The following is a 22,782-nucleotide window of genomic DNA, read 5'->3' as shown; positions in this document are numbered from 1 at the left end:
GAGGGCGGCGGGGCGCGGCCCCGCGGGGGCGACGGGGGCGGGGCGCGGCCCGGGGGGACCGGCGGCGGGGTGTTCGGGGGCCGGGCGGGCGAGGGGCTGCGGGCCTACCGGCTGGTCGCGGGGATGTGGATCCGCTCCACGATGGCGTACCGGGCGTCCTTCGTGATGACGACGGCGGCGAGCTTCGTGGTGACCGGGCTCGACTTCGTGGCGATCCTGCTGATGTTCTCCCGCGTGGACGCGCTCGGCGGCTGGCCGCTGCCGGAGATCGCCTTCCTGTACGGCCTGTCCGCCGTCGCCTTCGGCCTGGCCGACCTGGCGATCGGCTCGGCGGAGCGGCTGGGGCGCCGGGTGCGGGACGGCACGCTGGACACGCTGCTGGTGCGTCCGGCGCCGGTGCTGGCGCAGCTGGCGGCGGACCGGTTCGCGCTGCGCCGGGTGGGCCGCGTCACGCAGGGCGCGCTGGTGCTGGGCTGGGCGCTGACGGCCGTGGAGGTGGACTGGACGCCGGACAGGCTGCTGCTGATGCCGGTGATGCTGGTGAGCGGGGCGGTGATCTTCGGCGCGGTGTTCGTGGCGGGGGCGGCGTTCCAGTTCGCGGCGCAGGACGCGGCCGAGGTGGCGAACGCGTTCACCTACGGCGGGACGACGCTGTTGCAGTACCCGCCGACGCTGTTCGCGCAGGAGCTGGTGCGGGGCGTGACGTTCGTGCTGCCGCTGGCGTTCGTCAACTGGCTGCCGGCGTCGTACGTGCTGGGGCGGCCGTATCCGCTGCCGCTGCCGTCGTGGGCGGCGTTCGCGTCGCCGGTGGCCGCCGGGGTGTGCTGCGCGCTGGCGGGGCTGGCGTGGCGGGCGGGGCTGCGGTCGTACCGGAGTACGGGGAGTTAGGGGGCCGGCGGGACGTGGACGTGGACGAAGCGGCGAACGGAGCGGGGGGCGAGGTCGTGGACGAGGGGTTCATCGTGCTCGACGGGGTCGAGAAGGTCTTCGACGTGCGCCGCAGGACCGGGTTCCTGAAGCGGGAGCGGCGGCGGGTGCGGGCCGTGGACGGGCTGTCGTTCACCGTGGCCCGGGGGGAGATGGTCGGCTACATCGGGCCGAACGGCGCCGGGAAGTCCACCACGGTCAAGATGCTCACCGGCATCCTCACCCCGAGCGGGGGCCGGCTGCGGGTGGCCGGGATCGACCCCTCCCGCGAGCGGGTCCGGCTCGCGCACCGCATCGGGGTGGTGTTCGGGCAGCGCACGACGCTGTGGTGGGACCTGCCGCTGATCGACTCCTACCGGCTGGTGCACCGCATGTACCGCGTTCCGGACGCCCGTTACCGGGAGAACCTCGACCGGTGCGTGGAACTCCTGGAGCTGGGCGGCCTGCTGGACGTGCCGGTGCGGCAGCTGTCGCTGGGCCAGCGGATGCGCGGCGACATCGCTGCGGCCCTGCTGCACGACCCGGACGTGCTCTACCTCGACGAGCCGACGATCGGCCTGGACGTGGTGTCCAAGGCGAAGGTGCGGGGCTTCCTGCGGGAGCTGAACGCCGAACGCGGCACGACGGTGCTGCTGACCACGCACGATCTGCAGGACATCGAGCAGCTCTGCTCCCGGGTCATGGTCATCGACCACGGCCGGCTGATGTACGACGGCCCGGTGGCCGGGCTGCACGAGGCGGGGGAGAGCGAACGGACGCTGGTGGTGGACCTGGAGCGGGAGCTGCCGCCGATCGACGTCCCGGCGCCGGTGCGGGTGGTGCGGGTGGAAGGGCCCCGGCAGTGGCTGGCGTTCCCGGCGTCGGCGCCGGCGGCCGGGCTGGTGGCGCGGATCGCGGCGGAGTACCCGCTGGTCGACCTGTCGGTGCGGGAGCCGGACATCGAAGCGGTGATCGCCAGGATGTACGCGGACAAGGCGAGTGCGTAGTGCGGTGCGCCCCGGGCTCGTAGGCTGCTGTCCATGACCGACGACGCCCCGGAGCTGCGCGCATCCGACGCCGACCGTGAACGAGTCGCCGAGATCCTGCGGGACGCCCTCGCCGAGGGGCGGCTGGACATGTCGGAGTTCGAGGAGCGGCTGGACGCCGCGTACCGGGCCCGGACGTACGGGGAGCTGGCGCCGATCACCCGGGATCTGCCGGCCGGCGCCGCGCCCCGGGTGCCGATGACGAAGGGGCCCGCCGGGGACGAGGGCTGGGCGGACCGGATCGTCGGCGGCGAGGGGACGTCGACGGGTGCCGTCGCCGTCATGTCCGGGTTCCAGCGCAAGGGGCGCTGGACCGTGCCGAAGCGGTTCAGCTGCTTCGCCTTCTGGGGCGGCGGCGAGATCGACCTGCGGGAGGCGAGGTTCGCGGACCGCGAGGTCGAGATCAACTGCGTCGCGATCATGGGCGGGGTCGAGGTGATCGTGCCGCCCGGCGTCGAGGTGGTGGTGCGGGGGATCGGCGTCATGGGCGGGTTCGGCCACGACGAGGAGGGCGTGCCCGGCGATCCGGGCGCCCCGCGCGTGGTCCTGACCGGGTTCGCCTTCTGGGGCGGTGTCGGGGTGGAGCGCAAGCTGCCCCGGGCGCAGCGGCAGCGGCTGAAGGAGGAGCGCCGCCGGGAGAGGCTGGAGCGCAAGGCCGCGCGGAAGGAGCTGCGGGCCTCGGTCCGGGAGGACGCGGCGGAGGCCCACCGCAGGATGCTGGAGAGCCACCGCGGCATGGCGGGCGGCCTGCACGAGCGGCGCGGGGAGGAGCGGGAGCGGCACCGGGAGGAGCGGGAGCGCCGCAGGCGCGGCGAGCACGGCGAGGACTGAGGGCCGACGGGCGTCCTCCCGGGGGCCGGGACCCGGGCCCCCGGCCCCTGCGGCTCCCGCGCCCGTTCACAGCGCCGCCGGAACCGCTCCCTCCAGGTCGTCCAGGTCGAACACCTCGCCCATCCGCGCGTACCCCTCGTCGCTGGGGTGCAGGTGGTCGCCGCAGTCGTAGTCGGAGCGCAGCCGGCGCGGGTCGTACGGGTCGCGCAGCGCCTTGTCGAAGTCGACGACCGCGTCGAACACCCGGCCCGCGCGGATCTCGGCGTTGATCTCCTGCCGTACGGCCTCGCGGGCGTCGGTGTAGCCGCGGTGGCCCCCGAAGGGCATCACGGTCGCGCCGACGACCTTCAGGCCGCGGGAGTGGGCCTGGCCGGTCAGGGTGCGCAGCCCGTCCAGGATCCGGTCCGGGTCGGCGACGCCCGGGTGGCGCAGGATGTCGTTGACGCCGAGGACGACGACGACGGCCCGGACGCCGGGCCGGCCCAGCACGTCGCGGGAGAACCGGCTGAGGGCGCTGGGGTTGTCGGCGGGGCTGCCCCGCCCGCCGGTCAGCACCCGGTTGCCGCTGATGCCCTCGTTGACGACGCCGTAGTGCGGCACGTCCCGCCCGGCCTCCCGCGCCGCGCGCAGCCGGGCGGCGAGGACGTCGGTCCAGCGGCGGTCGGCGTCCATGGTGGAGGTGATGCCGTCGGTGATCGAGTCGCCGAGGACGACGACGGTGCCGTCCGCCTCGTGGCTCAGCACGTCCAGCGCGGTCAGGTAGCGCCAGTACGGGGTCGGCTCGGTGTACGCGGTGGGGGCGACGTCCTCGGTGCGGTCGCCGTCGGCGAGGTAGCTGGTCTGCCGGGCGTGCGGGTGGTAGGTGACCGGCCCGGACGGGGTGGGGGAGTAGGTGGTGACCAGGACGTCGGCGTCGTGCGGGACGGCCAGGGGGGCGGCGTCGCTCGTCACCTGCCCGCCGGGGGGGATGACGACCCGCGGGCCGCCGGCGAAGGTGAGCCGCCGCATGGTGCCGGGGAGCGCGGCGGCGGAGCCGTCGCCGGCGGCCAGGGCGAGGGAGGCGTGGGCGATGGTCAGCGGCGTGCGGCCGTAGAGATTGGACAGCGTGACGCGGGCACTCGTACCGCCGACGGTCGTGTGCACGACGTTGCGCACCGAGCGGCCCGCCAGGCCGGTCGCCTCGGTGCCCGGCTCGGCCCCGGCCGGCGCGGTGGCCCAGGTGCCGATCCAGTTGCCGGTGGAGGCGGGCGCGGCGGAGTTGTGCGGGTGGGGGCTGCCGGGAGGACCGGCGCGGTGTGTCGTACCGTCGTCGGCCGCCACCCCGACGTAGAGGGCGGCGGACAGGGCCGCGATCGTCGCGACGACGGCGGCTAGCAGGGCGTGGCCACGACCCCGGGTCATGCTGTGCTGTTCTCCTCGGGAGGCGGGAGCCCCAGGCTCCGATCCGATGAGCCCATGATGCGTCATGGGCCGGGGGCGGCCGGCGGGACCCTCCGCCGTTCCCCCGACCGGACAGACGCCGGGAACTCGTGTTCCGTTCCGGGAGTCGGACGGGAGGGGACAATGTGTGCGGGATCACCGAACGGGTGGAGCGGATGGAACGGACGAGTACGGAACTTCCCGACAGGGCCGGAGACGGCACCGCGGGCGGCGCCGGTGGGCAGCCTGCCCGCTCCGGCGACGCGGTGAACCGCGCGATGGCCACATTCAGCCCCGCGGACGAGGAGAAGCGGCGCGGGGTGCGCCGCATGAAGATCACCGCCACCGGGCTGCTGCTGTTCGTCGCCCTGGTGTACGCGCTGGCCGAGTGGGCCTCCCACGCGGGCGCGGGCGCCTGGGCGGGGTACGTCTCCGCCGCCGCGGAGGCCGGCATGGTCGGCGCGCTCGCCGACTGGTTCGCCGTCACCGCACTCTTCCGCCGCCCCCTGGGCCTGCCCATCCCGCACACCGCGATCATCCCCACCAAGAAGGACCAGCTCGGGGTCTCGCTCGGCGAGTTCGTCGGGGAGAACTTCCTCTCCGAGGACGTGGTGCGGCAGCGGCTGCGGACCGTCGGCATCGGCAGCCGGCTCGGTGCGTGGCTGGCGGTGCCCGAGCACGCCGACCGGGTCACGGCGGAGCTGTCGGCGGCCCTGCGCGGCGCCCTGACGGTCCTGCGGGACTCCGATGTGCAGGCGGTGGTGGGGGAGGCGGTCACGCGCCGTGCCAACCTGCGGGAGATCGCCCCCGGCCTCGGCAAGATGCTGGAGAAGATAGTCGCCGACGGCGGCCACCGGCGGGCCGTCGATCTGATCGTCTCCCGCGCCCACGACTGGCTGGTGCTGCACGGCGACTCCGTGATGGACGCCGTGCAGGGAGGGGCGCCCGGCTGGACGCCCCGGTTCGTGGACCGCAAGGTCGGCGAGCGCGTCTACAAGGAGCTGCTGCGGTTCGTCACCGAGATGCGCGACATGCCCGCCCACCCGGCGCGCGGCGCCCTGGACCGGTTCCTCACCGACTTCGCCTCCGACCTGCAGTCCGACACCGACACGCGCGCGCGGGTGGAGCGGCTGAAGTCCGAGGTGCTGGGCCGCGGCGAGGTCCAGGACCTGATCGCGTCCGCCTGGACGGCCGTACGGTCCATGGTCGTCTCGGCGGCGGAGGACGAGCGCAGCGAACTGCGGCTGCGGGTGCGGGCCTCGCTGCTCTCCCTCGGCGCCCGGATGGCCTCCGACCACAAGCTCCAGGGCAAGGTCGACTCCTGGGTGGAGGGGGCCGCGGTGTACGTGGTCACCACCTACCGGCGGGAGATCACCTCCCTGATCACCGACACGGTGGCGGGCTGGGACGCCGAGCACACCACGCGGAAGATCGAGGCGCACATCGGCCGCGACCTGCAGTTCATCCGGATCAACGGCACGGTGGTCGGCTCCCTCGCCGGGCTGCTGATCTACACCGTCTCCCGCATGCTGGGAGCGTAGTCCCGGGCCCGGCGGGCGTGATCGTCCCGGACCCGGGCATCCGGGAGGGCGTCGCTCAAGGGAGAGGAAGCCATGACAGCAGCCTCGTCAGCATCGTCACCGGAACCGGCCTCCGTACCCGCCTCCACCGGGACCGTCACCACGTCCGTGCCCGCCCGCCTCGACCGGCTGCCCTGGTCGCGGTGGCACTGGATGATCGTCATCGGACTCGGCACGGTCTGGATCCTGGACGGCCTGGAAGTCACCATCGTCGGCAACGTCGCCGGCCGCCTCGCCGAGGAAGGCAGCGGCCTGGACATCACCTCCGCGCAGGTCACCGGTCTGGCCGCCGCCCTGTACGTGGCGGGTGCCTGCTCCGGGGCGCTCTTCTTCGGCCGGCTGACCGACCTGTACGGCCGCAAGAAGCTGTTCATGGCGACCCTGGCCGTCTACCTGGCCGCGACCGCGCTGACCGCACTGTCGTTCGAGTCGTGGTGGTTCTTCCTGTTCCGGTTCCTGACGGGCTTCGGCATCGGCGGCGAGTACGCGGCCATCAACTCCGCGATCGACGAGCTGATCCCCTCCCTGTACCGCGGCCGGGTCGACCTGATCATCAACGGCAGCTACTGGCTGGGAGCGGTCGGCGGCGCGCTGCTGTCCATCGTCATGCTGGACACCTCGATCTTCCCCAAGGACCTCGGCTGGCGGCTCAGCTTCGCCCTCGGCGTCGTCCTCGGGCTGGTCATCCTGCTGGTGCGGCGGCACGTCCCGGAGTCCCCGCGCTGGCAGTTCATCCACGGCCGCGGCGAGGAGGCCGAACGGCTGGTGGCGGACGTCGAGCGGGAGGTGGAGCGGGAGAAGGGCGAGCCGCTGCCGGCGCCCGCCGGCGAGATCACCATCCACCAGCGCAAGAGCATCGGCTTCGGCCTGATCGCCAGGACCGTCTTCCGCAGCTACCCGCGCCGCGCCGTCCTCGGCCTGTCCCTCTTCATCGGCCAGGCGTTCCTCTACAACGCCATCACCTTCGGCTTCGGCGCCATCCTCACCACGTTCTACGACGTGCCGCCGGGCCGCACCGGCTACTACTTCGCCGTCATCGCCGCGGGCAACTTCGTCGGCCCGCTCCTGCTCGGCAAGCTGTTCGACACGGTCGGCCGCCGCATCATGATCTCGTCGACGTACGTGCTGTCCGGCCTGCTGCTGTTCGGCACGGCGTGGCTGTTCGACCGCGGCTCGCTGTCGGCGTCCACCCTGACGGCCTGCTGGTGCGTGGTGCTGTTCTTCGCCTCCGCGGGCGCCTCCAGCGCCTACCTCACGGTCTCCGAGATCTTCCCCATGGAGACCCGCGCCATGGCCATCGCCTTCTTCTACGCCCTCGGCACCGCCGCCGGCGGCATCAGCGGCCCGCTGATCTTCGCCGACCTCACCGAGTCCGGCGTCGTCGCGGACACGGTCCTCGCCTTCCAGATCGGCGCCGGCCTGATGTGCGCGGCGGGTCTCGTCGCCGCGTTCCTCGCGGTCAAGGCCGAACGCCGCTCGCTGGAGGACATCGCCCGGCCGCTGTCGGCGGCGGCCGCGACGGACAAGGCGCCGTTGGCGGGCGGGAAGGGGACGCCGGGATCGACCGCGGCGCCGGCGTAGTACCGCCGCCTCCGTACCGCAAGGCCCGCCGAGGGGGCCGGGGAGTCGACCCGGCCCCCTCGGCGTTGCCGTGCCCGCGGTCCCCGGGGCCGGGACCGCCGGCCTCCGGGCCGCCGACGGCCGGGCCGGGGCGCGCCCGCCGCCTCCGGCCCGCACGCGTCGGCGGCCCGCCGGGCCGCGCCGTTCCAGGCCCCGGGCGGCCCGGACCCGGGACCCGCCGGGCCGCCCGGGTCCGGAGCCTTCCGGCCGTCCCGCCGCGTTCCGGAAGTTCGCGCAAGACTCAACAAGTGTCGAATGCCGATATAGGGCCACTCTGGACAAAACGGCTATACGAGTCACCCGGTGCCCGGTCCCCGGGGCCGCGCACCGACCGGGACACGTGACCGGTACGCAGGACATCCGATGAGGAGAGACCGCCGATGAGTGATCCCGTACAGACTGGAGCCGGGGGAACCGGAGAAAAGGTCAAGGCAGAGACCTCCGCGACGGCCGGACAGGCCCGACAGGCCGCGTCCCAGGTGGCGGGCACCGCCGGAGAGCAGGCCCGCGCCGTGGCGGGCGAGGTGCGCCAGCAGGCCGGCGGCGTCGTCGGCGACCTGCGAAACCGCGCGATGGGCGAGGCCGAGGAGCAGACCAAGCGTGCGGCCGGCGCGCTGCGGCAGTGGGCGAACGACCTCTCCGGGCTGGCCGAGCGCGCCGAGGGCGACTCGGCCGCCCGCGGCCTGGTGGCTCAGGCGGCCGACAAGGGGCAGCGTGCCGCCGACTACCTGGACCGGCAGGGGGTCGAGGGGCTGGTCTCCGACCTCAGGGGCTTCGCCCGCCGGCGTCCCGGCGCCTTCCTGGGCAGCGCGCTGCTGGCCGGGATGGCCGTCGGGCGCCTGGTGAAAGCGGCGGGGGGCGCTTCCCGCCCCGACGGCGCCGAGCAGGAGCAGGCCACCGGAACGGCGGACCAGAGCGCCTGGGGGGCGCCGGCCCCGACGGCTTCCCCCGGAGTGCCGCCGATGGAGCCCACGCGCACGACCCCGCCACCGGCCCCGGCCGCGCCGACGGGCATGCCGCCGGTCACGGGCACGCCGCCGGTCACGGGCACGCCGCCCACCGGCACGCCGCCCACCGGCACCCCGCGCCACCCGTACCCGGAGGTCTGAGGTGACTTCGATTCCCCCCGTGCCCGGGGCGGCCGAGCCGCCCGGACAGGACAAGACCGTCGGCCAGCTGCTGTCCGTCGTGACCGCGGACCTGCAGACCCTCTTCCGGCAGGAGGTCGAGCTCGCCAAGACCGAGATCAGGGAAGAGGCGACCAAGGCGGGCAAGGCCGCCGGGATGTACGGCGGCGCCGGCTTCGCCGGCTACATGGTCCTGCTCTTCCTGTCCCTGGCCGCCGTGCTCGGCCTGGCCAACGTCATGGACGGGGGCTGGGCAGCCCTGATCGTCACCGCGGTGTGGGCGATCGTGGCGGCCGTGCTCTACCAGAAGGGCCGCGAGCGGATGCGGACGGTCTCCCCGAAACCCGAGCGAACCGTCGACACCATGAAGGAGAACGCGGAATGGGCACGTCACCCGACCCGATAAGGGCCGACCAGATGAGGGCCGAGATCGAGACCACCCGCGGCCGGCTGTCCACGGACGTCGACCGGCTCGCCGACCGGACCAGCCCCCGGCGCATGGCCCGGCGCCGGGCGGAACGGATGCGCGGCGCGGTGTCGGGCTTCCGCGACCGGGTCATGGGCGCCACGGCGCACGCCGCGCACGGTGTGACGGGTACGGCGCACTCGGCGGCCGGTTCGCTGCAGGAGGGCACCGGCCAGGCGGCCGGAACGGCGCGCGAGATGGCCGGCCAGGCGGCCGACACGGCACGGGACGTGGCCGGCCAGGCGGGCCAGGCCGTGCAGCAGGCGCCCGAACAGGCCCGCCGGCAGACCCAGGGCAGCCCGCTGGCCGCCGGTCTGGTCGCCTTCGGCGTCGGCCTGCTGGTGTCCTCGCTGCTGCCCGGCACCCAGGCGGAGCAGCAGAAGGCGTCCGCGATGATGGAGCAGGGCGGCGAGGCGCTGAAGCCGGTGAAGCAGGCCGTCGCCGACTCCGCGCAGCACCTCAAGGAAGGCGCCAAGGAGGCGGCCCAGAGCGCGGCCGCGGAGGTGAAGGACACCGCGGCGCAGGCCGCGCGCACCACCCAGGACGAGGCGCGCGACCAGACCGGCCAGGTCACCGAGCAGGCGCGCGGATCCGGCCGCACCCTCGCGGACGAGGCCCGGCAGCGTTCCGGACCGCCCGGATCCGTCTGAGGCCGCCGCGCCCGCCGCCGGTACGGCGCCGGGACGGCCCGTCCCGCCGGGCCACCGGACGTCCCGGCGGACACCGGGGGTGGCCGGCCGCGCGCTGCCGGGACGTCCCGCTGGACATCGCGGGTGGCCGGCCGCGCTGCCGGGCGTCAGGCCCGCCGGTCGGCCACCGCCCAGGAGGCCAGGGCCACGGCCCCCGCCACCCCGAACACCGCCGGCCAGGCGCCGACCTTCTTGGCCAGCGGGTGCGATCCGGCGAAGGCCGCGACGTACGCCGCGGTCAGCGCCCCCGCGGCCGGTCCGCCGGCCCGCTGCCGCCACTGCCGCGCGGCGGCGGTCCCGGCGACCGCCAGCACCGCCCCGCCGAGCTGCCGCTTCTTCGTCCAGCGGGCGACGCCGTACCCGCCGACCAGTCCGCTCGCGGCCACGACCGCGCTGGGGACCCTCACCATGCCGACCGACCTCCCTCTCCGTGCTCGTTTCCGGCTCCACCCGGCTTCGCTTCCGGCACCGAGGCTAATCCCGGAACCGCGCTCCGATCCGGACCTGAGTCGGGGGTTGTCAACTTTCCTCCCCCGAGTTATATAAGAAGAAGCAGTAGGGCATCGCACATGGAGCGCCTTAAGGAAGGAGTGACCTGTGATGCTCATGCGTACGGACCCGTTCCGCGAGTTCGACCGGCTCACGCAGCAGGTCTTCGGGTCCACCCGTCCGGCCGCCATGCCGATGGACGCCTACCGGTCGGGAGACGACTTCCTCGTCCACTTCGACCTGCCCGGCATCGACCCCGAGACCATCGAGCTGGACGTCGAGCGCAACGTCCTGAACGTCCGCGCCGAGCGCCGTTCCCCCGCCCCCGAGGGCGCCGAGGTGCTGGTCGCCGAACGGCCGACGGGCACGTTCACGCGCCAGCTGTTCCTCGGGGAGACCCTCGACACCGACCGGATCGACGCCTCGTACGAGGCCGGGGTCCTGACCCTGCGCATCCCGGTCGCCGAGCAGGCCAAGCCGCGCCGCATCCAGATCAGCGGCGGCGACGGCCGCAAGCAGCTCAACGGCTGACAGCACCCCACAACAAGCGTCCCGCGGGCACCGCACGCCGCCTGCGGGACGCACCCACCTGTCCGCCCACCGCGGCGGAGCGACGGACCGACCGAAGCCGGACGGGACCCGGCCGGACGGGACCCGGCCGACCGGAATTGGCGGGATCGCGCATTCGTGACCAATCCGGAACCTGATCCGAGGCCCGATCCGGCTTCGACCGGGAACCCGACCTGGGACCGACCTGGAGGAGGAGCCCGTAGATGAGCACGACGATGGAGCCGAGCGTGACGGTGTCGCCGGCCATGCCCGTACCCGCGCCGTCCACGGTGTCCGCGCCGACGCTTCCGGCACGGCCCCGCTGGACCGACATGGTCGAGGAGGTCCGGGCAGCCGGGCAGTACGCGACCAGGGCGGAGGCGGAGCAGGTCATCCGCATCGTCCTCTCGGCCCTCGGCGGGCACGTGATCGGCGACGAACGCGTCGACCTGGCCCGGGCCCTGCCCGAGGAGGCGGCCAGGATCGTCGCCTCCCAGATCCCGGCGACCCGCCCGCTGACCGCGTCCGAGTTCGTCGACTCGGTCGCGGTCCGCATCGAGGGCTCCACCCCGGCCACCGCGCGGTGGGACGTCAGCTCGGTCCTCAGCGTGCTGCCGCCCCTGGTTGGCGACGACCTGATCAACCGCGTCCTCGCCCAGCTCCCGCCCGGTTACGCCCTCCTGTTCGGGCGGGCGGAACTGAACCCGGCGCCGTGACACCCCGCCGGCCCGGCCGGCCGTAGAGATCCGGCGGGCGGCCACCTCTTCCCTTGGGGTTCCTTGGGGCGGCGGTGGCCGACCGCCCGCGGCCGTTCCGGGGCCGACGCGCACGGCGACAACACCCGCCGCCCCGGTGGCGTCCCTTGTCCTCGTGGAGGCCGAAGCGGGCCGGGACTCCTGGAACACTCCCCGGTGATCCGGGTCTTGGTCGATCACGGCACCGAACACCGCGTGGAACGTGTGGCGTGGTACGCCGAGCCAATCGGCCCAGGCGCCGTACTCACGCGTCTCGTCCACGAGGCACTCGCCTACGTCGAGGACCACTGCGCGAATCATGGGGGCGGAGTATCGGGGGCAGGTCGATGCCGGTCGGCAGCCGGCCTGAAGGCTGCACCACAGAAGATCAGTTGAGGTGCGGTCCCCTGGTTCAGGTCCCGCTCGCGACGGCGGAGTACGTCCACACATCGGCCGGAAGCTCGTACTCCAAGCGCCACTTGACGGACATCGGCTTGCTGCCGGTGTGGCTCTCGTAGGTCGCCGGACCGAGGAGCATCCACGGCTGGGGCTTTCCTATGTCGGTGTTCTTGTAGCGCCGCATGAACAGCAGTACCTGGCTCCCCTTCTTTTCATGCTGCTGGTACCGCAGGCCGGTGGGTGAATCGGCGGCTGTCGCGTTCTGGGACTCCCAGTGGAAGAGGGTGGGGCTCAGCGCGTAGTCCTTGTAACGGACGGTAGGGGAGAAGTCCTTCTCGTTTTTCTCCAAAGTGATCAGCAGGGCATCCGTCTGAAGCTCTTCGACCCACTGCACGCCTTGCGCGAAGGACCGGGGCATCTGGCCGCCGAAGCGGGCCACGCCGAGGGCGGCCAGGATCTCGGAGCGGTTGTACGAGCTGTGGACCTTCAAGGGAACCTGGCTGAGGCGACCGGACAAGGGGAGGGGGAAGTGATCCGCTTGGTCGATGACGTGGGCGAGCACCTGCCTGAGCTCGTCGCGGAACGCCCGCTGTGGGCGTAGCGACTCAAGACCTTCCCCGTAACTGGTGAAGCCGCCCGCGTTGTCCCAGATGTTGAAGAAGAGCATGCGGGCGTAGGCCTGCTCGGTGGGGTTCAGCTCGTCGTATGGGGGAGTGTCGTCGCTGAGCAGACGCATGTAGGCATGGGCGCGCTCCGGATCGTCTACGTGCAGGAAAGCGTGCACGCGCCTGAGGAGAGGTGCTTCTCCTGACGGAGCGGAGCTCTCGATGAGCCCGGCTCGGCGCAACACGGTTGTCCAGGAGTTGTCGCTCTTGTACAGCTCCTTGATCTCTCGACGGCTCTCCCGGAGGTAGTCGGCGAGCCGCGGCGTGCTGTAGTCCTTCACCTCCTTGACCAGCGTATTCACCGTGGCGTTCAGTTGAGTTCGGATATTTCCGAGTACGAGGTCCTTCGCCTTTCCCTCAAGGATGATTTGGCAGCCGGAGGGCAATTGGGGGAAGTCGTTCTCTATGTGGTTGACGAGCCGGTTGCGCGACAGGTTGGTCAAGGCTCGGAACTGCTCTTCGAAGCGGAACTCCGCACGGTGCTGCCCGATGAAGTCGAGGACGGTGAGCACCGGTTTCGTCTCGGTGCGCCTAAGCCCTCGGCCCAACTGCTGAAGGAAGACGGTGGCACTGCCGGTAGGGCGGAGGAGGAGCAGGGTGTCGACATCGGGGATGTCGAGTCCTTCGTTGAACAGGTCGACGGAGAAGATGACTTGGAGCTTTCCATCACGCAGGTCGCTCAGCGCCTGAGCGCGTACGGCGGCAGGGGAGTCACTGTCCAGCGCCACCGCCTGGAAGTTGGCCCTGCGGAAGAAGTCCGCCATGAAGCGGGCGTGCGCCTTGCTGACGCAGAAGCCCAGCGCGCGCATCGCCCCTGGGTGGGACACCTTGTCGCGGATCTGCTTCACCACGATCCGTGCGCGAGCGTCATTGCCCGTGTAGAGCTTGTCGAGATCCTGGTCGGCATAAGCGCCCCTCTGCCAGGTCACGTTCCTCAGATCTGTGCCGTCCGGGACGCCGAAGTAGTGGAAGGGGCACAGGAGATCGTTTTCCAAGGCTTCCCACAGGCGCATCTCCGCTGCGATGCGCCCATCGAAGAACTCGTCTTGAACATTCAGCCCGTCCATCCGCTCAGGGGTCGCGGTCAGGCCCAGCAATTCCTTCGGTTCGAAATGGTCGATGACCCGCCGATACGTCGCGGCAGTGGCGTGGTGGAACTCGTCGATGACGATGACGTCGAAGTGGTCGCGGCCCAGCTGCTCCAACCTCCGGACGTTCAGGGATTGAACACTGGCGAAGACGTGGTTCCAGTCGTGAGGATCTTCCCCGCCGTACAAGAGCTCCCCGAACGACGCGTCGTCCAACACCTCGCGGTAGGTGCGCAGGGACTGTCTGAGGATTTCCTTGCGGTGCGCCACGAACAGAAGCCGGGGCCGCTCGCTGCCCCACCTCTTGCACAGGCTTCGGTAGTCCAGCGCGGCCATCACCGTCTTGCCCGTGCCGGTGGCAGCGACAAGCAGGTTCCGGTGCCGTCCGCGGACCTCCCGCTCGACGCTGAGCCGCTCCAGCATGTCCCGCTGATGCGGGAAGGGGCGCACCTCAAGACCGGAGAGGTTGATCTTCAGGTCAGTGGTTCGAGTACCGCCACTCGCCCGTGCCAGTGCCTCGTCGAGACGCTCACTGTGCCGATCGGGGTCGTACGTCTCGAAAGCGGTGTTGTTCCAATAAGCGTCAAAGGTGGCCTCGAACTTGTCCAGCACCGCGGGCGTGGCGACGGATGACAGGCGGACGTTCCACTCCAGGCCGTCGAGCAGCGCGGCCCTCGACAGGTTCGAGCTGCCGACGTAGGCGGTGTCGAACCCCGTCTTGCGCCGGAACAGCCATGCCTTGGCGTGCAGGCGAGTGGAGCGGATCTCGTAATTGACCTTGACGGTGGCGCCGAAGTCACGGACCAGGCGGTCGAGCGCGTGGCGGTCGGTGGCGCCCATGTAGGTGGTCGTGATGACCCGGATCGGTACACCTCGCTCCTTGGCGGCGCGGAGGGAGTCCTCCAGGACCCGCAGGCCGTACCACTTCACGAATGCGCAGAGCAGATCGATGCGGTCCGCGGTCGCGAGTTCGGCACGCAGTTCTGCGCCCAGGTTGAGGTCCTCGGACGAATTGGTCAGCAGCGACGTTTCGGAGAGCGGGGTGAGCGGGCGGATGGCGTAAACCCCGGCCGCTTCCTGCTCGGCGAGCGCCAGCAACTGTCGGGGGCCTTCGATGACCTTACTTATCGGGTCGGCATTGCCGTGGTCGAATGTCCCGGCGGTCAGGGATTCCAGAACCTGGTTGGCGAACGGAACTTGCTGGTCGGGCGGGAGCTGCTGGAGCCTGCGAGCGACCACCTCGCCGACGTGGCGGGCCAGGACATGGGGCGAGGACTCGGCGCTGACCTCCGCGTCGACGGCCTTCCAGCCCGCGGCCTCCAACTGCTCCAGTTCGGCACGCACGTTCTGGGTGATCAGCTTTTCGTACACCCCGGCCACCGGCTGAGCCGGATTCCCCGCCTCCGTCACCACAACCCCCTCATCACATGTCAACGTGGGTCTGTTCTAACAGGGACCGCTGACAAGCGATGGGGGCGTAGACCTGTGCCCCGACCGACCGGGGTCCGTCGGACCCAAGGACCCGGTCAGGCCGCGCCATCGGTGGGGGTGTCAGGAGAGCATGGCGCCGTGACACTCCCCGTACCCCCGCCCCGACCCGCACCAGCACCCCGCCCCCCGCTCCGGCGGCCAGGCCGCGGCCCTGCCCCGGGCCGCCAGGACCGTCGCGTACTGCGGCAGCAGCGTCGCGTCGGCCGGGGAGGCGCCCTCCGAGGCGGCGAACGCCTCGTAGGAGGGCACCGTTCCCGTGACGGTGCCCAGGTTCGCGGTGCCGGAGGCGGCCAGTTCGCGCAGGGCCGCCTCCAGCGTGGCCAGGTGCTCCTCGTGGGAGGGGTACTCCGCGGCCAGCTCCGGGTAGGCGGCGACCAGCTCGGCCAGTTCGTCGGCCGGCCAGTGGAGCATCGCGACCGGGAAGGGGCGGGAGAGGGCCTCGCGGTAGGCGCCGAGTTCCGCGCGCAGGCGGGAGATCTCCGCCTCCAGCTCCGCCGGGTTGTCCGAGCCGAGGGACCAGACCCGCTTGGGGTCGTGGAGCTCGTCCAGGGAGACCGGCATCGAGTGGAGGGTGTCCGCCAGGGCGTCCCACTGGTCGTGGGGCACGCCCAGCATGCGGCGGACGCGGTGGCGGCCGACGAGGAGGGGGCGGGTGGCGTACGGGGGTTCCGGTACGTCGGTGAGGAGGAGGCGGGCGCCCTCCGTGAACGTCTCGTGGGCCGCCTCCAGCTCGTCGTGGGCCTCCAGGGCCTCCGCGGCGATCACCCAGGGGGCCGGGTCGCGGGGGGCCGCCGTGCGGATGCCCTCGATGATGGCCCGGGCCTCCGCCTCGTGGCCGTACTCCCAGAGGTTCGACGCCTTCAGGGCGCGCACCAGGGCGGGGTTCTCCAGGGCGGCGGGCGTGGACAGCAGGCGGTCGTAGAGCTTGGTCGCGGCGGGGCGGTCGCCGGCCAGTTCCAGGTGGGCGGCGGCCCGCAGGAGCAGGGCCTCGGAGTCCTCCGGGTAGAGGCCGGCGGTCCGCTCCAGGCGTGCCGCCTCGGCGGTGTGGTCGACGTTCTCGGCAGGCGTGTCGGGGCGCATGGGGGACACCGTACTGCCGAGCGGTGACAAAGGTGAGGTACCGGCGGGGGCGGGACCGTACCCCCGGAGGATGGCGGGTACCTGCCTGTCTCCGTGGGTTTCCGGCCGCGTCCCCGCACGTCCGTGGGCTCCGTCCTCGCAGGTACCCGGCCCGTCCTCACGGACCCGCGGCGCCCTCGCTCACCTCCGTTCCCGCAGTCCCAGCACCGTCGCCGCCCCCGCCGCCCCCAGGGCCGCAGACACCCACAGGGCGAGGTCCGCGCCCGGGCCCGGGCCGTCCGCCGAGGTCGCCACGGCGATCGTCAGGGCGACCCCGGCACAGGAACCGACATACCGGAAGGTCTGCTGGGCGCCCGAGCCCATCGCGGCCCGCGCCGCCGGGACCGACTCCACCGCGAGCAGGGGCAGGGTGGCGTTGAGCAGGCCGCTGCCGGTCCCGGCGACGACCAGGCCGGGCAGGAGGCGCGGCCAGGAGCCGGCGCCGACCGCGCCCAGCATGGCCAGGACGCCGGCGGTGTGCAGGGCGAAGCCGAGGGCGAGCTGGTGGCGGGGCGGGACGCGGCCGGCGAGGCGGCGGGCCTGGAGGGCGACGGCGAAGGACAGGCCGGACCAGATGAGGAACAGCCACGCCGTGTCCATGGGGGACAGCCCCAGGGCCTGCTGGAGCAGCGCCGGCAGGTAGCTGAACAGGCCGATCACGCCCAGGCCCGTGAACAGGCCGCCGGCGGACGAGGCCAGGAAGCGGGGGCGGCGCAGCAGGGCGAGGTCGATCATCGGTGCGTCCGCGCGGCGTTCCAGCAGGGCGAACGCGGCCAGCAGCAGGACGGCCGCCGCCAGCAGTGCGCCCACGGGGGCGCGCAGCCAGCCGTCCCGGCCCAGGGTCAGTGCCGCCACCAGCGAGAGCAGCGCCGCTCCGAAGGCCAGCGCCCCGGCGAGGTCCGGCCGGCCGCCGCGCGGGGAGCGGGATTCCGCCAGTCCCCGCGCCCCGAGCCCGGCCAGGAGCAGGGCGGCGGCGCCCAGGACGGCGTACGCCGCCCGCCAGCTCGGGAACGCCCCGGTGAACAGCGGGCCCACCGCGATGCCGCCGCTGACGCACGCGCCCCACACGCCGGTCGCCCGCAGACGTCCGCCCGGCGTCGGGAAGGCGTGCGCCAGCAGGCCGAGGCTGCCGGCCAGGAGGGCCGCGCTCGCCGCGCCCTGTGCGACGCGGGCCGCCGTGAACAGCCACGTCGTCGTCGCGAAGGCGCTCAGGAGGGAGGTGGCGCCGAGGGCCAGCGTGCCCGCCGTGAAGATCCGGCGGCGGCCGTGGTCGTCGGCGAGGCTGCCCGCCACCAGCAGGGCGGCGGCCAGGCCGAGCGGGGTGCCGTTCAGCAGCCAGGCCTGGGCGGACGGCGGGGTGCGCAGGGCGGCGGCGGTGGCGGGGAGCGTGACCATGGGCGCCGTGTAGATCATCAGGGCCGTGGCGGTGGCGGCGCAGGTCAGGGCGAGGGTGCGGCCGGGGTGCGGGGGCCGTTCGGCGGACCCGCCCGGTCCGGTCGGCCCGTCCTGCCTGCCTGGTCCACCGGTTTCGCAGGTTCCCTCCCGTGCGGCGGGGGCGGGGGGCGGGGCGGCTGCTGCGGTGGGGTCGGTTCCGGTGTCGGGCATCGCCTGTGCGTCCTTTCGGAGGCCGCGGCACGGGGCCGGCCGCTTGTCGATTCAATGAATGAACTGGCGTGCGGGCGTCACCTTAGCAGCGATGGTTCGTTGACTGAACCGATATGCCGGTGAGTGGTTACAGTGGTCCGCATGGCACTGGGCAAGGACTACGCGACACAGGAGTGCTCGATCGCCCGCGCGTTGGAGGTCGTCGGCGAGCGGTGGACGCTGCTGGTGATCCGCGACGCGCTCTACGGAGTCCGGCGCTACAACGACTTCCTGGTGCACCTGGGCATCCCGCGCGCCGTCCTGGCCAACCGCCTCCAGGCGCTCACCGCCGAGGGCATCCTGGAACGGCGCCGGTACCAGGAGTCGCCGCCCCGGGACGAGTACGTCGTCACGGACCGGGGAGTCGCGCTGTGGCCGACCCTGTGGGCACTCGGACTGTGGGGTCGCGAGCACTACGGCACCGCCCCCCTGCGGATCTTCCGGCACGCGTACTGCGGTACCGAGCTCGGCCCGTACGGCGCGTGCCCCGCGTGCGGAACCTCCGTGCCCGTCGCGGACGTCGAGATGGCGCCGGGGCCGGGACTCGATCCGGACCCGGCGGATCCGGTCAGCCGTGCGCTGCTCAGGCCGAAGCGGCTGCTGCAGCCGCTGGCCGTCGATCCGGACTGACGGACTACTGACGGGCTGGCGGACGACTGGCGGGTTGGCGGACGACTGACGGGCTGGCGGGTTGACGGACTGTGAGATCGACGGACGGGCGGACCGGCGCTTCGGCGGTCCGCCCGCCCGGTGTCCCGGCGGTCCGGCGGTCGTACCGGTCGGCGGCCTGAGGGGTTGACGGCCTGCGGACCGACGGGGAGTTGCTGTACAACTGACGTACGCACGACTGTGCGGGCGACTGATCGAGGGGAGGGGGCCGCCGATGTTCCGCGACTGGGCCGATCCGCGTCCCGTCCTGGTGCCGGTGCTCCTGTTCCTCCAGGCCGCCCTGCTCGACGCCGGTCCGCTCCCCGCCGCCGTCGCCCTCGCCGCGACCGCCGCGGCCGGGGCCGCGCTCGTCGCCTGCGCGGTGATCGCCGCCCGCTGCGTCCCCGCCGTGCCGCCGACGCGCGTACGCACCGCGATCCGGGACCGCGCCCGCCGTACGGCCTTCCTGCCGCAACGCGACCCCGACGCCCCCGGCCGCCGGCGGCCCCGGGCACCCGGACGCGCCCTCCCGGCGACCACCGCGTAGGGCGCGGCTGCACCACACCTCTTCGGCGGGTCCCACCGCCCGGCCGTGCCCCGCGCGGGTCGTCATGCCGCACACCCACCCGTCACCGGCACGACGAGACCCCCGGAGGGCTCACCCACCCATGTCCGTGTTCGCCAGCCTGGTCGAGCGCCTCGCCGACCTGCTCCAGCCGCTGTTCGGCACCACTGCCGCCGCCGCCGCGATCGTCCTGTTCACCGCCCTCGTACGCCTCCTCGTCCTGCCCCTGTCCCGGGCCGCCGCGCGCGGGCAGAAGGCGCAGGCCGCGCTCCAGCCGAAGATCGCCGAGCTGCGCCGCAAGCACGCGAGGAACCCCGAGAAGCTCCAGCGGGCCGTGCTGCAACTGCACCGGGAGGAGAAGGTGTCGCCGCTGTCGGGCTGCCTGCCCACCCTGCTCCAGCTGCCCGCCTTCTTCCTCCTCTACCACCTCTTCTCCAGCACCACGATCGGCGGTCGGGCGAACGAACTGCTCACGCACCGGCTGTTCGCCGCCCCGCTCGGCGGCCGGTGGGCCGACGCCCTGGGCGAGGGCGGGGTGTTCGGCGGCGCGGGGCTCGTCTACGCCGGGCTGTTCGCGGTCGTCGCCGCCGTCGCCACCTTCAGCTACCGGCTGACCAGGCGGATGACGGCCGCCCGGCCCGCGGTGCCGGCCGGGGACGGGGAGCGGGTGCCGGGGCTGGCCGCGGTCGGCCGGGTCATGCCGTTCCTGTCCTTCTTCACGCTCGTCACCGTCGCCGTGGTACCGCTGGCCGCCGCGCTGTACGTGGTGACCAGCACGGCGTGGGCCGCCGCCGAGCGGGCGGTGCTGTACCGCTGAGCAGCGGTTTCGGCCCGCCGGTTACGGTCCAGTACGTGAACGGGGTATTGCGGAGCGCACCCGTACCTTGGAGGATCGGCCGGGTCCTCCGACGGCTGCGCCGGCCGCACCCCGCCGCTCCTCGCCGGTGGGACCGCCCGCGATCGAGGGAGTTGGACCATGAAGCTGCTGCGAGTCGGTACGGCGGGTGCGGAGCGCCCCGCGCTGCTCGACGCCGAGGGAACGCTGCGGGACCTGTCGGACCTCGTGCCGGACGTCGACGGCGCGCTCCTCGCCGACGACGTGGCGCTCGGCCGGATCCGCGCCGCCGCCGACGCCGGTGACCTGCCCGTGCTGGACGCGGCGGGGCTGCGGATCGGGCCGCCGCTCGCACGCGTCGGCAAGATCGTGTGCATCGGGCTGAACTACCACGACCACGCCCGCGAGGTCGGCGCCGAACCGCCCGCCGAGCCCGTCGTCTTCCTCAAGGCGCCGGACACGGTGGTCGGGCCGAACGACACCGTGCTCGTGCCGCGCGGGTCCGCCAAGACCGACTGGGAGGTGGAGCTGGCGGTCGTGATCGGGCGTACGGCCCGCTACCTGGAGTCGGCCGGGGAGGGGCTCGCGTGCGTGGCCGGGTACGCGGTCGCCCACGACGTGTCCGAGCGCGAGTTCCAGATCGAGCGCGGCGGGACCTGGGACAAGGGCAAGAACTGCGAGACGTTCAATCCGCTCGGGCCGTGGCTGGTGACCGCCGACGAGGTGCCCGACCCGCAGGACCTCGCGCTCAGGCTGTGGGTCAACGGCGAGCTGAAGCAGGACGGGACGACCGCCGACCAGATCTTCCCGGTGGGGGAGGTCGTGCGGTACGTCAGCCGGTTCATGACCCTGTACCCCGGTGACGTCATCAACACCGGGACACCGGCGGGGGTGGCGATGGGGCGGCCCGAGCCGAAGCCGTACCTGCGCGCGGGGGACGTCGTCGAGCTGGAGATCGAGGGGCTGGGGCGGCAGCGGCAGGAACTGAAGGACGCGTAGGCGCTCCGCGGGAGGGGGCGGGGAACCGCGGTGGGTCTCCGGCCGCGGACCGCGTGGAGCCGGTCGCGCGGTTCCCCGCGCCCTCTGAAGCGCCGGGCGGTCCACCTCCCGGGGGCCTGAAGCGCCGGCCGGCTCGCCCCGGTGGGGAACCCGAAAGCCGGCCGGCTCGCCCCGGCCGGGAAGCCGAGGGGGTCGCTCACCCCAGCAGGGCGGCCAGCCTGCGCCAGCCCTCGCGGGGCAGGGCGTCCTGCGGGTCCTGTTCCACCACCTGGAGGGCGACGTGGTCGGCGCCCGCCTCGTGGAAGGCGCCGATGCGGCGGCGGATGGCGTCCTCGTCGCCCCAGGCGAACACCGCGTCGACCAGGTGGTCGCTGCCGCCGCCCGTCACGTCCGCCTCGGTGAACCCGAGGCGGAGGAAGTTTTGGACGTAGTTCGGGAGCTTGAGGTAAGGGGCGAGGTAGGCGCGGGCGGTCGCGCGGGCGCGGACCGGGTCGGAGTCGAGGACGACCTTGAACTCCGGGGCCAGCAGGGCGTTCTCGCCCAGGATCTCCCGGGCCTGCGCGGTGTGCTCGGGCGTGACCAGGTACGGGATCGCGCCCGCCGCCCGGTCCCGGGACAGCCGGAGCATCTTGGCGCCGAGCGCGGCCAGCACCAGGCGGCCGGCGGGCACGCCCGCCTCGGCCAGGGCGTCGACGTACTCGACCATCGTCGAGTACGGGCGCCGGTAGTCCGTCACCAGCGGGCCGTGGCTCACCCCGAGACCGAGGACGAAGCGGCCCGGGTGGGCCGCCTCCACCTCGGCGAAGTCCGCCGCGGCGGCGTCCGCGCCGTGCTCCCAGATGCTCTGGATGCTGGTGCCCACGACGATCCGCTCGCTCGCCCGGAGCAGCGGGACGGCGTTGCGGGCGGAGCTGTTGCCGCCCAGCCACACGGCGCCGAAACCGAGCCGCTCCAGCTCCGCGACCGCCTCGGCGCGTTCGTCCCGCCGCTCGGGGTCCTCCGCGCGCAGTCCGACGCTCCAGATGCCGTACCGGCCGACCTGCTGCTTGAGGTTTCCTGCGTGCTCGCTCATCGGTTTCTCGTTCCCTCCGGCCGGGCGCGTGTGCCGTGACGATCGTGGTCGTTGCTCGTACACCGCGTGCCAACCGGAGGGGCGCGGCGATGATTCCCGCCGCAGCGGACCGGTGCGCCGATCGCCCTGGGGTCTTTCGTTTGGATCAGGTCGGATCAGGGAGCGGGACCCGGTGCCGTGCATCGCAAGGCGGAGGAGGGCGCCATGGCGGAGCCATGGCAACCGACGACAACGCGGCGGGTCACGGCACCAGGCCCCGCGAGCCCGGCACGGTCCGAACGAGAGGCCCTAGCGGTCCGGGGACCGCTCCAGGAAGCGCTCCAGCGCCTCCACCACCAGCCGGTGGTCCTGCACCTGCGGCAGCCCGGACACCGTGACCGCGCCGACCACGCCCACGCCCTCCACGGTGATCGGGAAGGACCCGCCGTGCGCGGCGTAGGTGTCGGGGTCCAGGCGCGAGGACTCCTCGAACGTGGTGCCCTTGGCGCGGAAGCGGGCGCCGACCAGGTAGGACGGGCAGCCGTAGCGTTCCACCACCCGGCGCTTGCGGGCGATCCAGGCGTCGTTGTCGGGGGTGGAGCCGGGCAGCGCCGCGTGGAAGAGCTGCTGGCCGGCGCGGTGGATGTCGATGGCGACCGGGGCCTGCCGCTCCCGGGCCAGTTCGACCAGGAGCGAGCCCAGCGCCCAGGCGTCGTCGTGGGTGAACCGGCGGAAGACCAGGCGGCGTTGCTGCGCCTCCAGTTCCTCCACGCTCGGGGCCGGGTCGGAAGTCGGGTGGGGGGTGGTCATCGTGGGGGCCGC

At 73.1% G+C, this 22,782-nt stretch carries 21 protein-coding genes and 1 pseudogene; 14 read left to right on the top strand and 8 right to left on the bottom strand.

Annotated features, from left to right (window positions below; all coding sequences use genetic code 11):
- The first annotated feature begins 123 nt into the window (after window positions 1–123).
- Genes ACSU6Z_RS10465 through ACSU6Z_RS10455 form a run of 3 tightly spaced genes read left to right on the top strand, consistent with a single transcriptional unit; the run spans window position 124 to window position 2,783 of the window.
- Window positions 124–888 (top strand): ABC transporter permease, encoded by a 765-nt coding sequence (locus ACSU6Z_RS10465; protein ID WP_437050258.1) that lies wholly within the window; start codon window positions 124–126, stop codon window positions 886–888.
- 14 nt (window positions 889–902) lie between these two features.
- Window positions 903–1,913 (top strand): ABC transporter ATP-binding protein, encoded by a 1,011-nt coding sequence (locus ACSU6Z_RS10460; RefSeq protein WP_437044689.1) that lies wholly within the window; start codon window positions 903–905, stop codon window positions 1,911–1,913.
- Between the two features lie 33 nt (window positions 1,914–1,946).
- Complete coding sequence (locus ACSU6Z_RS10455; RefSeq protein ID WP_437044688.1) at window positions 1,947–2,783, top strand: DUF1707 SHOCT-like domain-containing protein; 837 nt, start codon at window positions 1,947–1,949, stop codon at window positions 2,781–2,783.
- A gap of 66 nt (window positions 2,784–2,849) precedes the next feature.
- Here the strand turns inward: ACSU6Z_RS10455 and ACSU6Z_RS10450 are convergent, their stop codons facing one another.
- Entirely contained in the window at window positions 2,850–4,184 is a 1,335-nt protein-coding gene (locus ACSU6Z_RS10450; RefSeq protein ID WP_437044687.1) for an SGNH/GDSL hydrolase family protein, read from the bottom strand.
- Between the two features lie 194 nt (window positions 4,185–4,378).
- Between ACSU6Z_RS10450 and ACSU6Z_RS10445 the strand changes: the two genes are divergently transcribed.
- From ACSU6Z_RS10445 to ACSU6Z_RS10425, 5 genes are all read left to right on the top strand, one after another.
- Window positions 4,379–5,743, top strand: a complete 1,365-nt coding sequence (locus tag ACSU6Z_RS10445) for a DUF445 domain-containing protein (protein ID WP_437044686.1) — start codon at window positions 4,379–4,381, stop codon at window positions 5,741–5,743.
- Window positions 5,744–5,815: 72 nt separating this feature from the next.
- Entirely contained in the window at window positions 5,816–7,363 is a 1,548-nt protein-coding gene (locus tag ACSU6Z_RS10440; protein ID WP_437044685.1) for an MFS transporter, read from the top strand.
- Between the two features lie 419 nt (window positions 7,364–7,782).
- Window positions 7,783–8,511 (top strand): hypothetical protein, encoded by a 729-nt coding sequence (locus tag ACSU6Z_RS10435; RefSeq protein ID WP_437044684.1) that lies wholly within the window; start codon window positions 7,783–7,785, stop codon window positions 8,509–8,511.
- 1 nt (window position 8,512) lies between these two features.
- Window positions 8,513–8,935: a phage holin family protein gene (locus ACSU6Z_RS10430; RefSeq protein WP_437044683.1), complete on the top strand. Its 423-nt coding sequence runs from the start codon at window positions 8,513–8,515 to the stop codon at window positions 8,933–8,935.
- The gene (locus ACSU6Z_RS10425; protein ID WP_437044682.1) at window positions 8,911–9,645 is read left to right on the top strand and encodes a DUF3618 domain-containing protein; all 735 of its coding nucleotides are present in this window, start codon (window positions 8,911–8,913) and stop codon (window positions 9,643–9,645) included. The genes ACSU6Z_RS10430 and ACSU6Z_RS10425 overlap by 25 nt, the downstream gene beginning before the upstream one ends.
- Before the next feature lie 146 nt (window positions 9,646–9,791).
- Here ACSU6Z_RS10425 and ACSU6Z_RS10420 read toward each other — a convergent pair whose 3' ends face one another.
- Window positions 9,792–10,094 carry a hypothetical protein gene (locus ACSU6Z_RS10420; RefSeq protein WP_437044681.1) on the bottom strand — a complete coding sequence of 101 codons (303 nt, stop codon included), beginning with the start codon at window positions 10,092–10,094 and terminating at the stop codon, window positions 9,792–9,794.
- Window positions 10,095–10,284: 190 nt separating this feature from the next.
- On the opposite strand from ACSU6Z_RS10420, the gene ACSU6Z_RS10415 reads away from it, so the two are divergent.
- Together ACSU6Z_RS10415 and ACSU6Z_RS10410 are read left to right on the top strand one after the other, a co-directional pair.
- Complete coding sequence (locus ACSU6Z_RS10415) at window positions 10,285–10,704, top strand: Hsp20/alpha crystallin family protein (protein WP_437044680.1); 420 nt, start codon at window positions 10,285–10,287, stop codon at window positions 10,702–10,704.
- 284 nt (window positions 10,705–10,988) lie between these two features.
- Complete coding sequence (locus ACSU6Z_RS10410) at window positions 10,989–11,438, top strand: DUF2267 domain-containing protein (protein WP_437050257.1); 450 nt, start codon at window positions 10,989–10,991, stop codon at window positions 11,436–11,438.
- A gap of 123 nt (window positions 11,439–11,561) precedes the next feature.
- On the opposite strand, the pseudogene ACSU6Z_RS10405 reads toward ACSU6Z_RS10410, so the two are convergent.
- From ACSU6Z_RS10405 to ACSU6Z_RS10390, 4 genes and pseudogenes are all read right to left on the bottom strand, one after another.
- Window positions 11,562–11,777 (bottom strand): annotated as a pseudogene (locus ACSU6Z_RS10405) (haloacid dehalogenase); the annotation flags it as partial.
- A gap of 91 nt (window positions 11,778–11,868) precedes the next feature.
- Entirely contained in the window at window positions 11,869–15,018 is a 3,150-nt protein-coding gene (locus ACSU6Z_RS10400) for a DUF3427 domain-containing protein (RefSeq protein WP_437050256.1), read from the bottom strand.
- A 141-nt stretch (window positions 15,019–15,159) separates the two neighbouring features.
- Window positions 15,160–16,179: an SEC-C domain-containing protein gene (locus tag ACSU6Z_RS10395; RefSeq protein WP_437044679.1), complete on the bottom strand. Its 1,020-nt coding sequence runs from the start codon at window positions 16,177–16,179 to the stop codon at window positions 15,160–15,162.
- A 180-nt stretch (window positions 16,180–16,359) separates the two neighbouring features.
- Entirely contained in the window at window positions 16,360–17,823 is a 1,464-nt protein-coding gene (locus ACSU6Z_RS10390; protein ID WP_437044678.1) for an MFS transporter, read from the bottom strand.
- Window positions 17,824–17,964: 141 nt separating this feature from the next.
- Here ACSU6Z_RS10390 and ACSU6Z_RS10385 point away from each other — a divergent pair, with 141 nt between their 5' ends.
- The 4 genes from ACSU6Z_RS10385 to ACSU6Z_RS10370 all read left to right on the top strand — a co-directional run bounded on the left by ACSU6Z_RS10385 (window position 17,965) and on the right by ACSU6Z_RS10370 (window position 20,909).
- Window positions 17,965–18,492, top strand: a complete 528-nt coding sequence (locus tag ACSU6Z_RS10385) for a winged helix-turn-helix transcriptional regulator (RefSeq protein WP_437044677.1) — start codon at window positions 17,965–17,967, stop codon at window positions 18,490–18,492.
- Window positions 18,493–18,745: 253 nt separating this feature from the next.
- Window positions 18,746–19,057, top strand: a complete 312-nt coding sequence (locus ACSU6Z_RS10380) for a DUF6412 domain-containing protein (protein ID WP_437044676.1) — start codon at window positions 18,746–18,748, stop codon at window positions 19,055–19,057.
- A gap of 121 nt (window positions 19,058–19,178) precedes the next feature.
- A complete protein-coding gene (locus ACSU6Z_RS10375) occupies window positions 19,179–19,892 on the top strand; it encodes a YidC/Oxa1 family membrane protein insertase (RefSeq protein ID WP_437044675.1) in 714 nt (237 codons plus the stop codon).
- 159 nt (window positions 19,893–20,051) lie between these two features.
- Window positions 20,052–20,909 carry a fumarylacetoacetate hydrolase family protein gene (locus ACSU6Z_RS10370; RefSeq protein ID WP_437044674.1) on the top strand — a complete coding sequence of 286 codons (858 nt, stop codon included), beginning with the start codon at window positions 20,052–20,054 and terminating at the stop codon, window positions 20,907–20,909.
- 196 nt (window positions 20,910–21,105) lie between these two features.
- Here ACSU6Z_RS10370 and ACSU6Z_RS10365 read toward each other — a convergent pair whose 3' ends face one another.
- Window positions 21,106–21,981 carry an LLM class F420-dependent oxidoreductase gene (locus ACSU6Z_RS10365; RefSeq protein WP_437044673.1) on the bottom strand — a complete coding sequence of 292 codons (876 nt, stop codon included), beginning with the start codon at window positions 21,979–21,981 and terminating at the stop codon, window positions 21,106–21,108.
- 288 nt (window positions 21,982–22,269) lie between these two features.
- Window positions 22,270–22,770, bottom strand: coding sequence for a heme-degrading domain-containing protein (locus tag ACSU6Z_RS10360; RefSeq protein WP_437044672.1), 501 nt, complete (start codon window positions 22,768–22,770; stop codon window positions 22,270–22,272).
- Between the last annotated feature and the right edge of the window lie 12 nt (window positions 22,771–22,782).

It is taken from the genome of Streptomyces sp. enrichment culture, from assembly GCF_964273145.1.
GTDB lineage: Bacteria > Actinomycetota > Actinomycetes > Streptomycetales > Streptomycetaceae > Streptomyces.
The sequence above is the reverse complement of the archived record's forward strand: the minus strand, read 5'-3'. Positions and strand labels throughout refer to the sequence as shown.

Excerpts from the sequence above, each read along its gene's own strand:
- ACSU6Z_RS10465 (WP_437050258.1), top strand. The coding sequence starts at position 124 with ATGTGGATCCGCTCCACGATGGCGTACCGGGCGTCCTTCGTGATGACG.
- ACSU6Z_RS10370 (WP_437044674.1), top strand. The coding sequence starts at position 20,052 with ATGAAGCTGCTGCGAGTCGGTACGGCGGGTGCGGAGCGCCCCGCGCTG.
- ACSU6Z_RS10395 (WP_437044679.1), bottom strand. The coding sequence starts at position 16,179 with ATGCGCCCCGACACGCCTGCCGAGAACGTCGACCACACCGCCGAGGCG.
- ACSU6Z_RS10450 (WP_437044687.1), bottom strand. The coding sequence starts at position 4,184 with ATGACCCGGGGTCGTGGCCACGCCCTGCTAGCCGCCGTCGTCGCGACG.
- ACSU6Z_RS10410 (WP_437050257.1), top strand. The coding sequence starts at position 10,989 with ATGCCCGTACCCGCGCCGTCCACGGTGTCCGCGCCGACGCTTCCGGCA.
- ACSU6Z_RS10420 (WP_437044681.1), bottom strand. The coding sequence starts at position 10,094 with ATGGTGAGGGTCCCCAGCGCGGTCGTGGCCGCGAGCGGACTGGTCGGC.
- ACSU6Z_RS10455 (WP_437044688.1), top strand. The coding sequence starts at position 1,947 with ATGACCGACGACGCCCCGGAGCTGCGCGCATCCGACGCCGACCGTGAA.
- ACSU6Z_RS10360 (WP_437044672.1), bottom strand. The coding sequence starts at position 22,770 with ATGACCACCCCCCACCCGACTTCCGACCCGGCCCCGAGCGTGGAGGAA.
- ACSU6Z_RS10375 (WP_437044675.1), top strand. The coding sequence starts at position 19,179 with ATGTCCGTGTTCGCCAGCCTGGTCGAGCGCCTCGCCGACCTGCTCCAG.
- ACSU6Z_RS10435 (WP_437044684.1), top strand. The coding sequence starts at position 7,783 with ATGAGTGATCCCGTACAGACTGGAGCCGGGGGAACCGGAGAAAAGGTC.
- ACSU6Z_RS10390 (WP_437044678.1), bottom strand. The coding sequence starts at position 17,823 with ATGCCCGACACCGGAACCGACCCCACCGCAGCAGCCGCCCCGCCCCCC.
- ACSU6Z_RS10415 (WP_437044680.1), top strand. The coding sequence starts at position 10,285 with ATGCTCATGCGTACGGACCCGTTCCGCGAGTTCGACCGGCTCACGCAG.
- ACSU6Z_RS10385 (WP_437044677.1), top strand. The coding sequence starts at position 17,965 with ATGGCACTGGGCAAGGACTACGCGACACAGGAGTGCTCGATCGCCCGC.
- ACSU6Z_RS10440 (WP_437044685.1), top strand. The coding sequence starts at position 5,816 with ATGACAGCAGCCTCGTCAGCATCGTCACCGGAACCGGCCTCCGTACCC.
- ACSU6Z_RS10380 (WP_437044676.1), top strand. The coding sequence starts at position 18,746 with ATGTTCCGCGACTGGGCCGATCCGCGTCCCGTCCTGGTGCCGGTGCTC.
- ACSU6Z_RS10425 (WP_437044682.1), top strand. The coding sequence starts at position 8,911 with ATGGGCACGTCACCCGACCCGATAAGGGCCGACCAGATGAGGGCCGAG.
- ACSU6Z_RS10365 (WP_437044673.1), bottom strand. The coding sequence starts at position 21,981 with ATGAGCGAGCACGCAGGAAACCTCAAGCAGCAGGTCGGCCGGTACGGC.
- ACSU6Z_RS10445 (WP_437044686.1), top strand. The coding sequence starts at position 4,379 with ATGGAACGGACGAGTACGGAACTTCCCGACAGGGCCGGAGACGGCACC.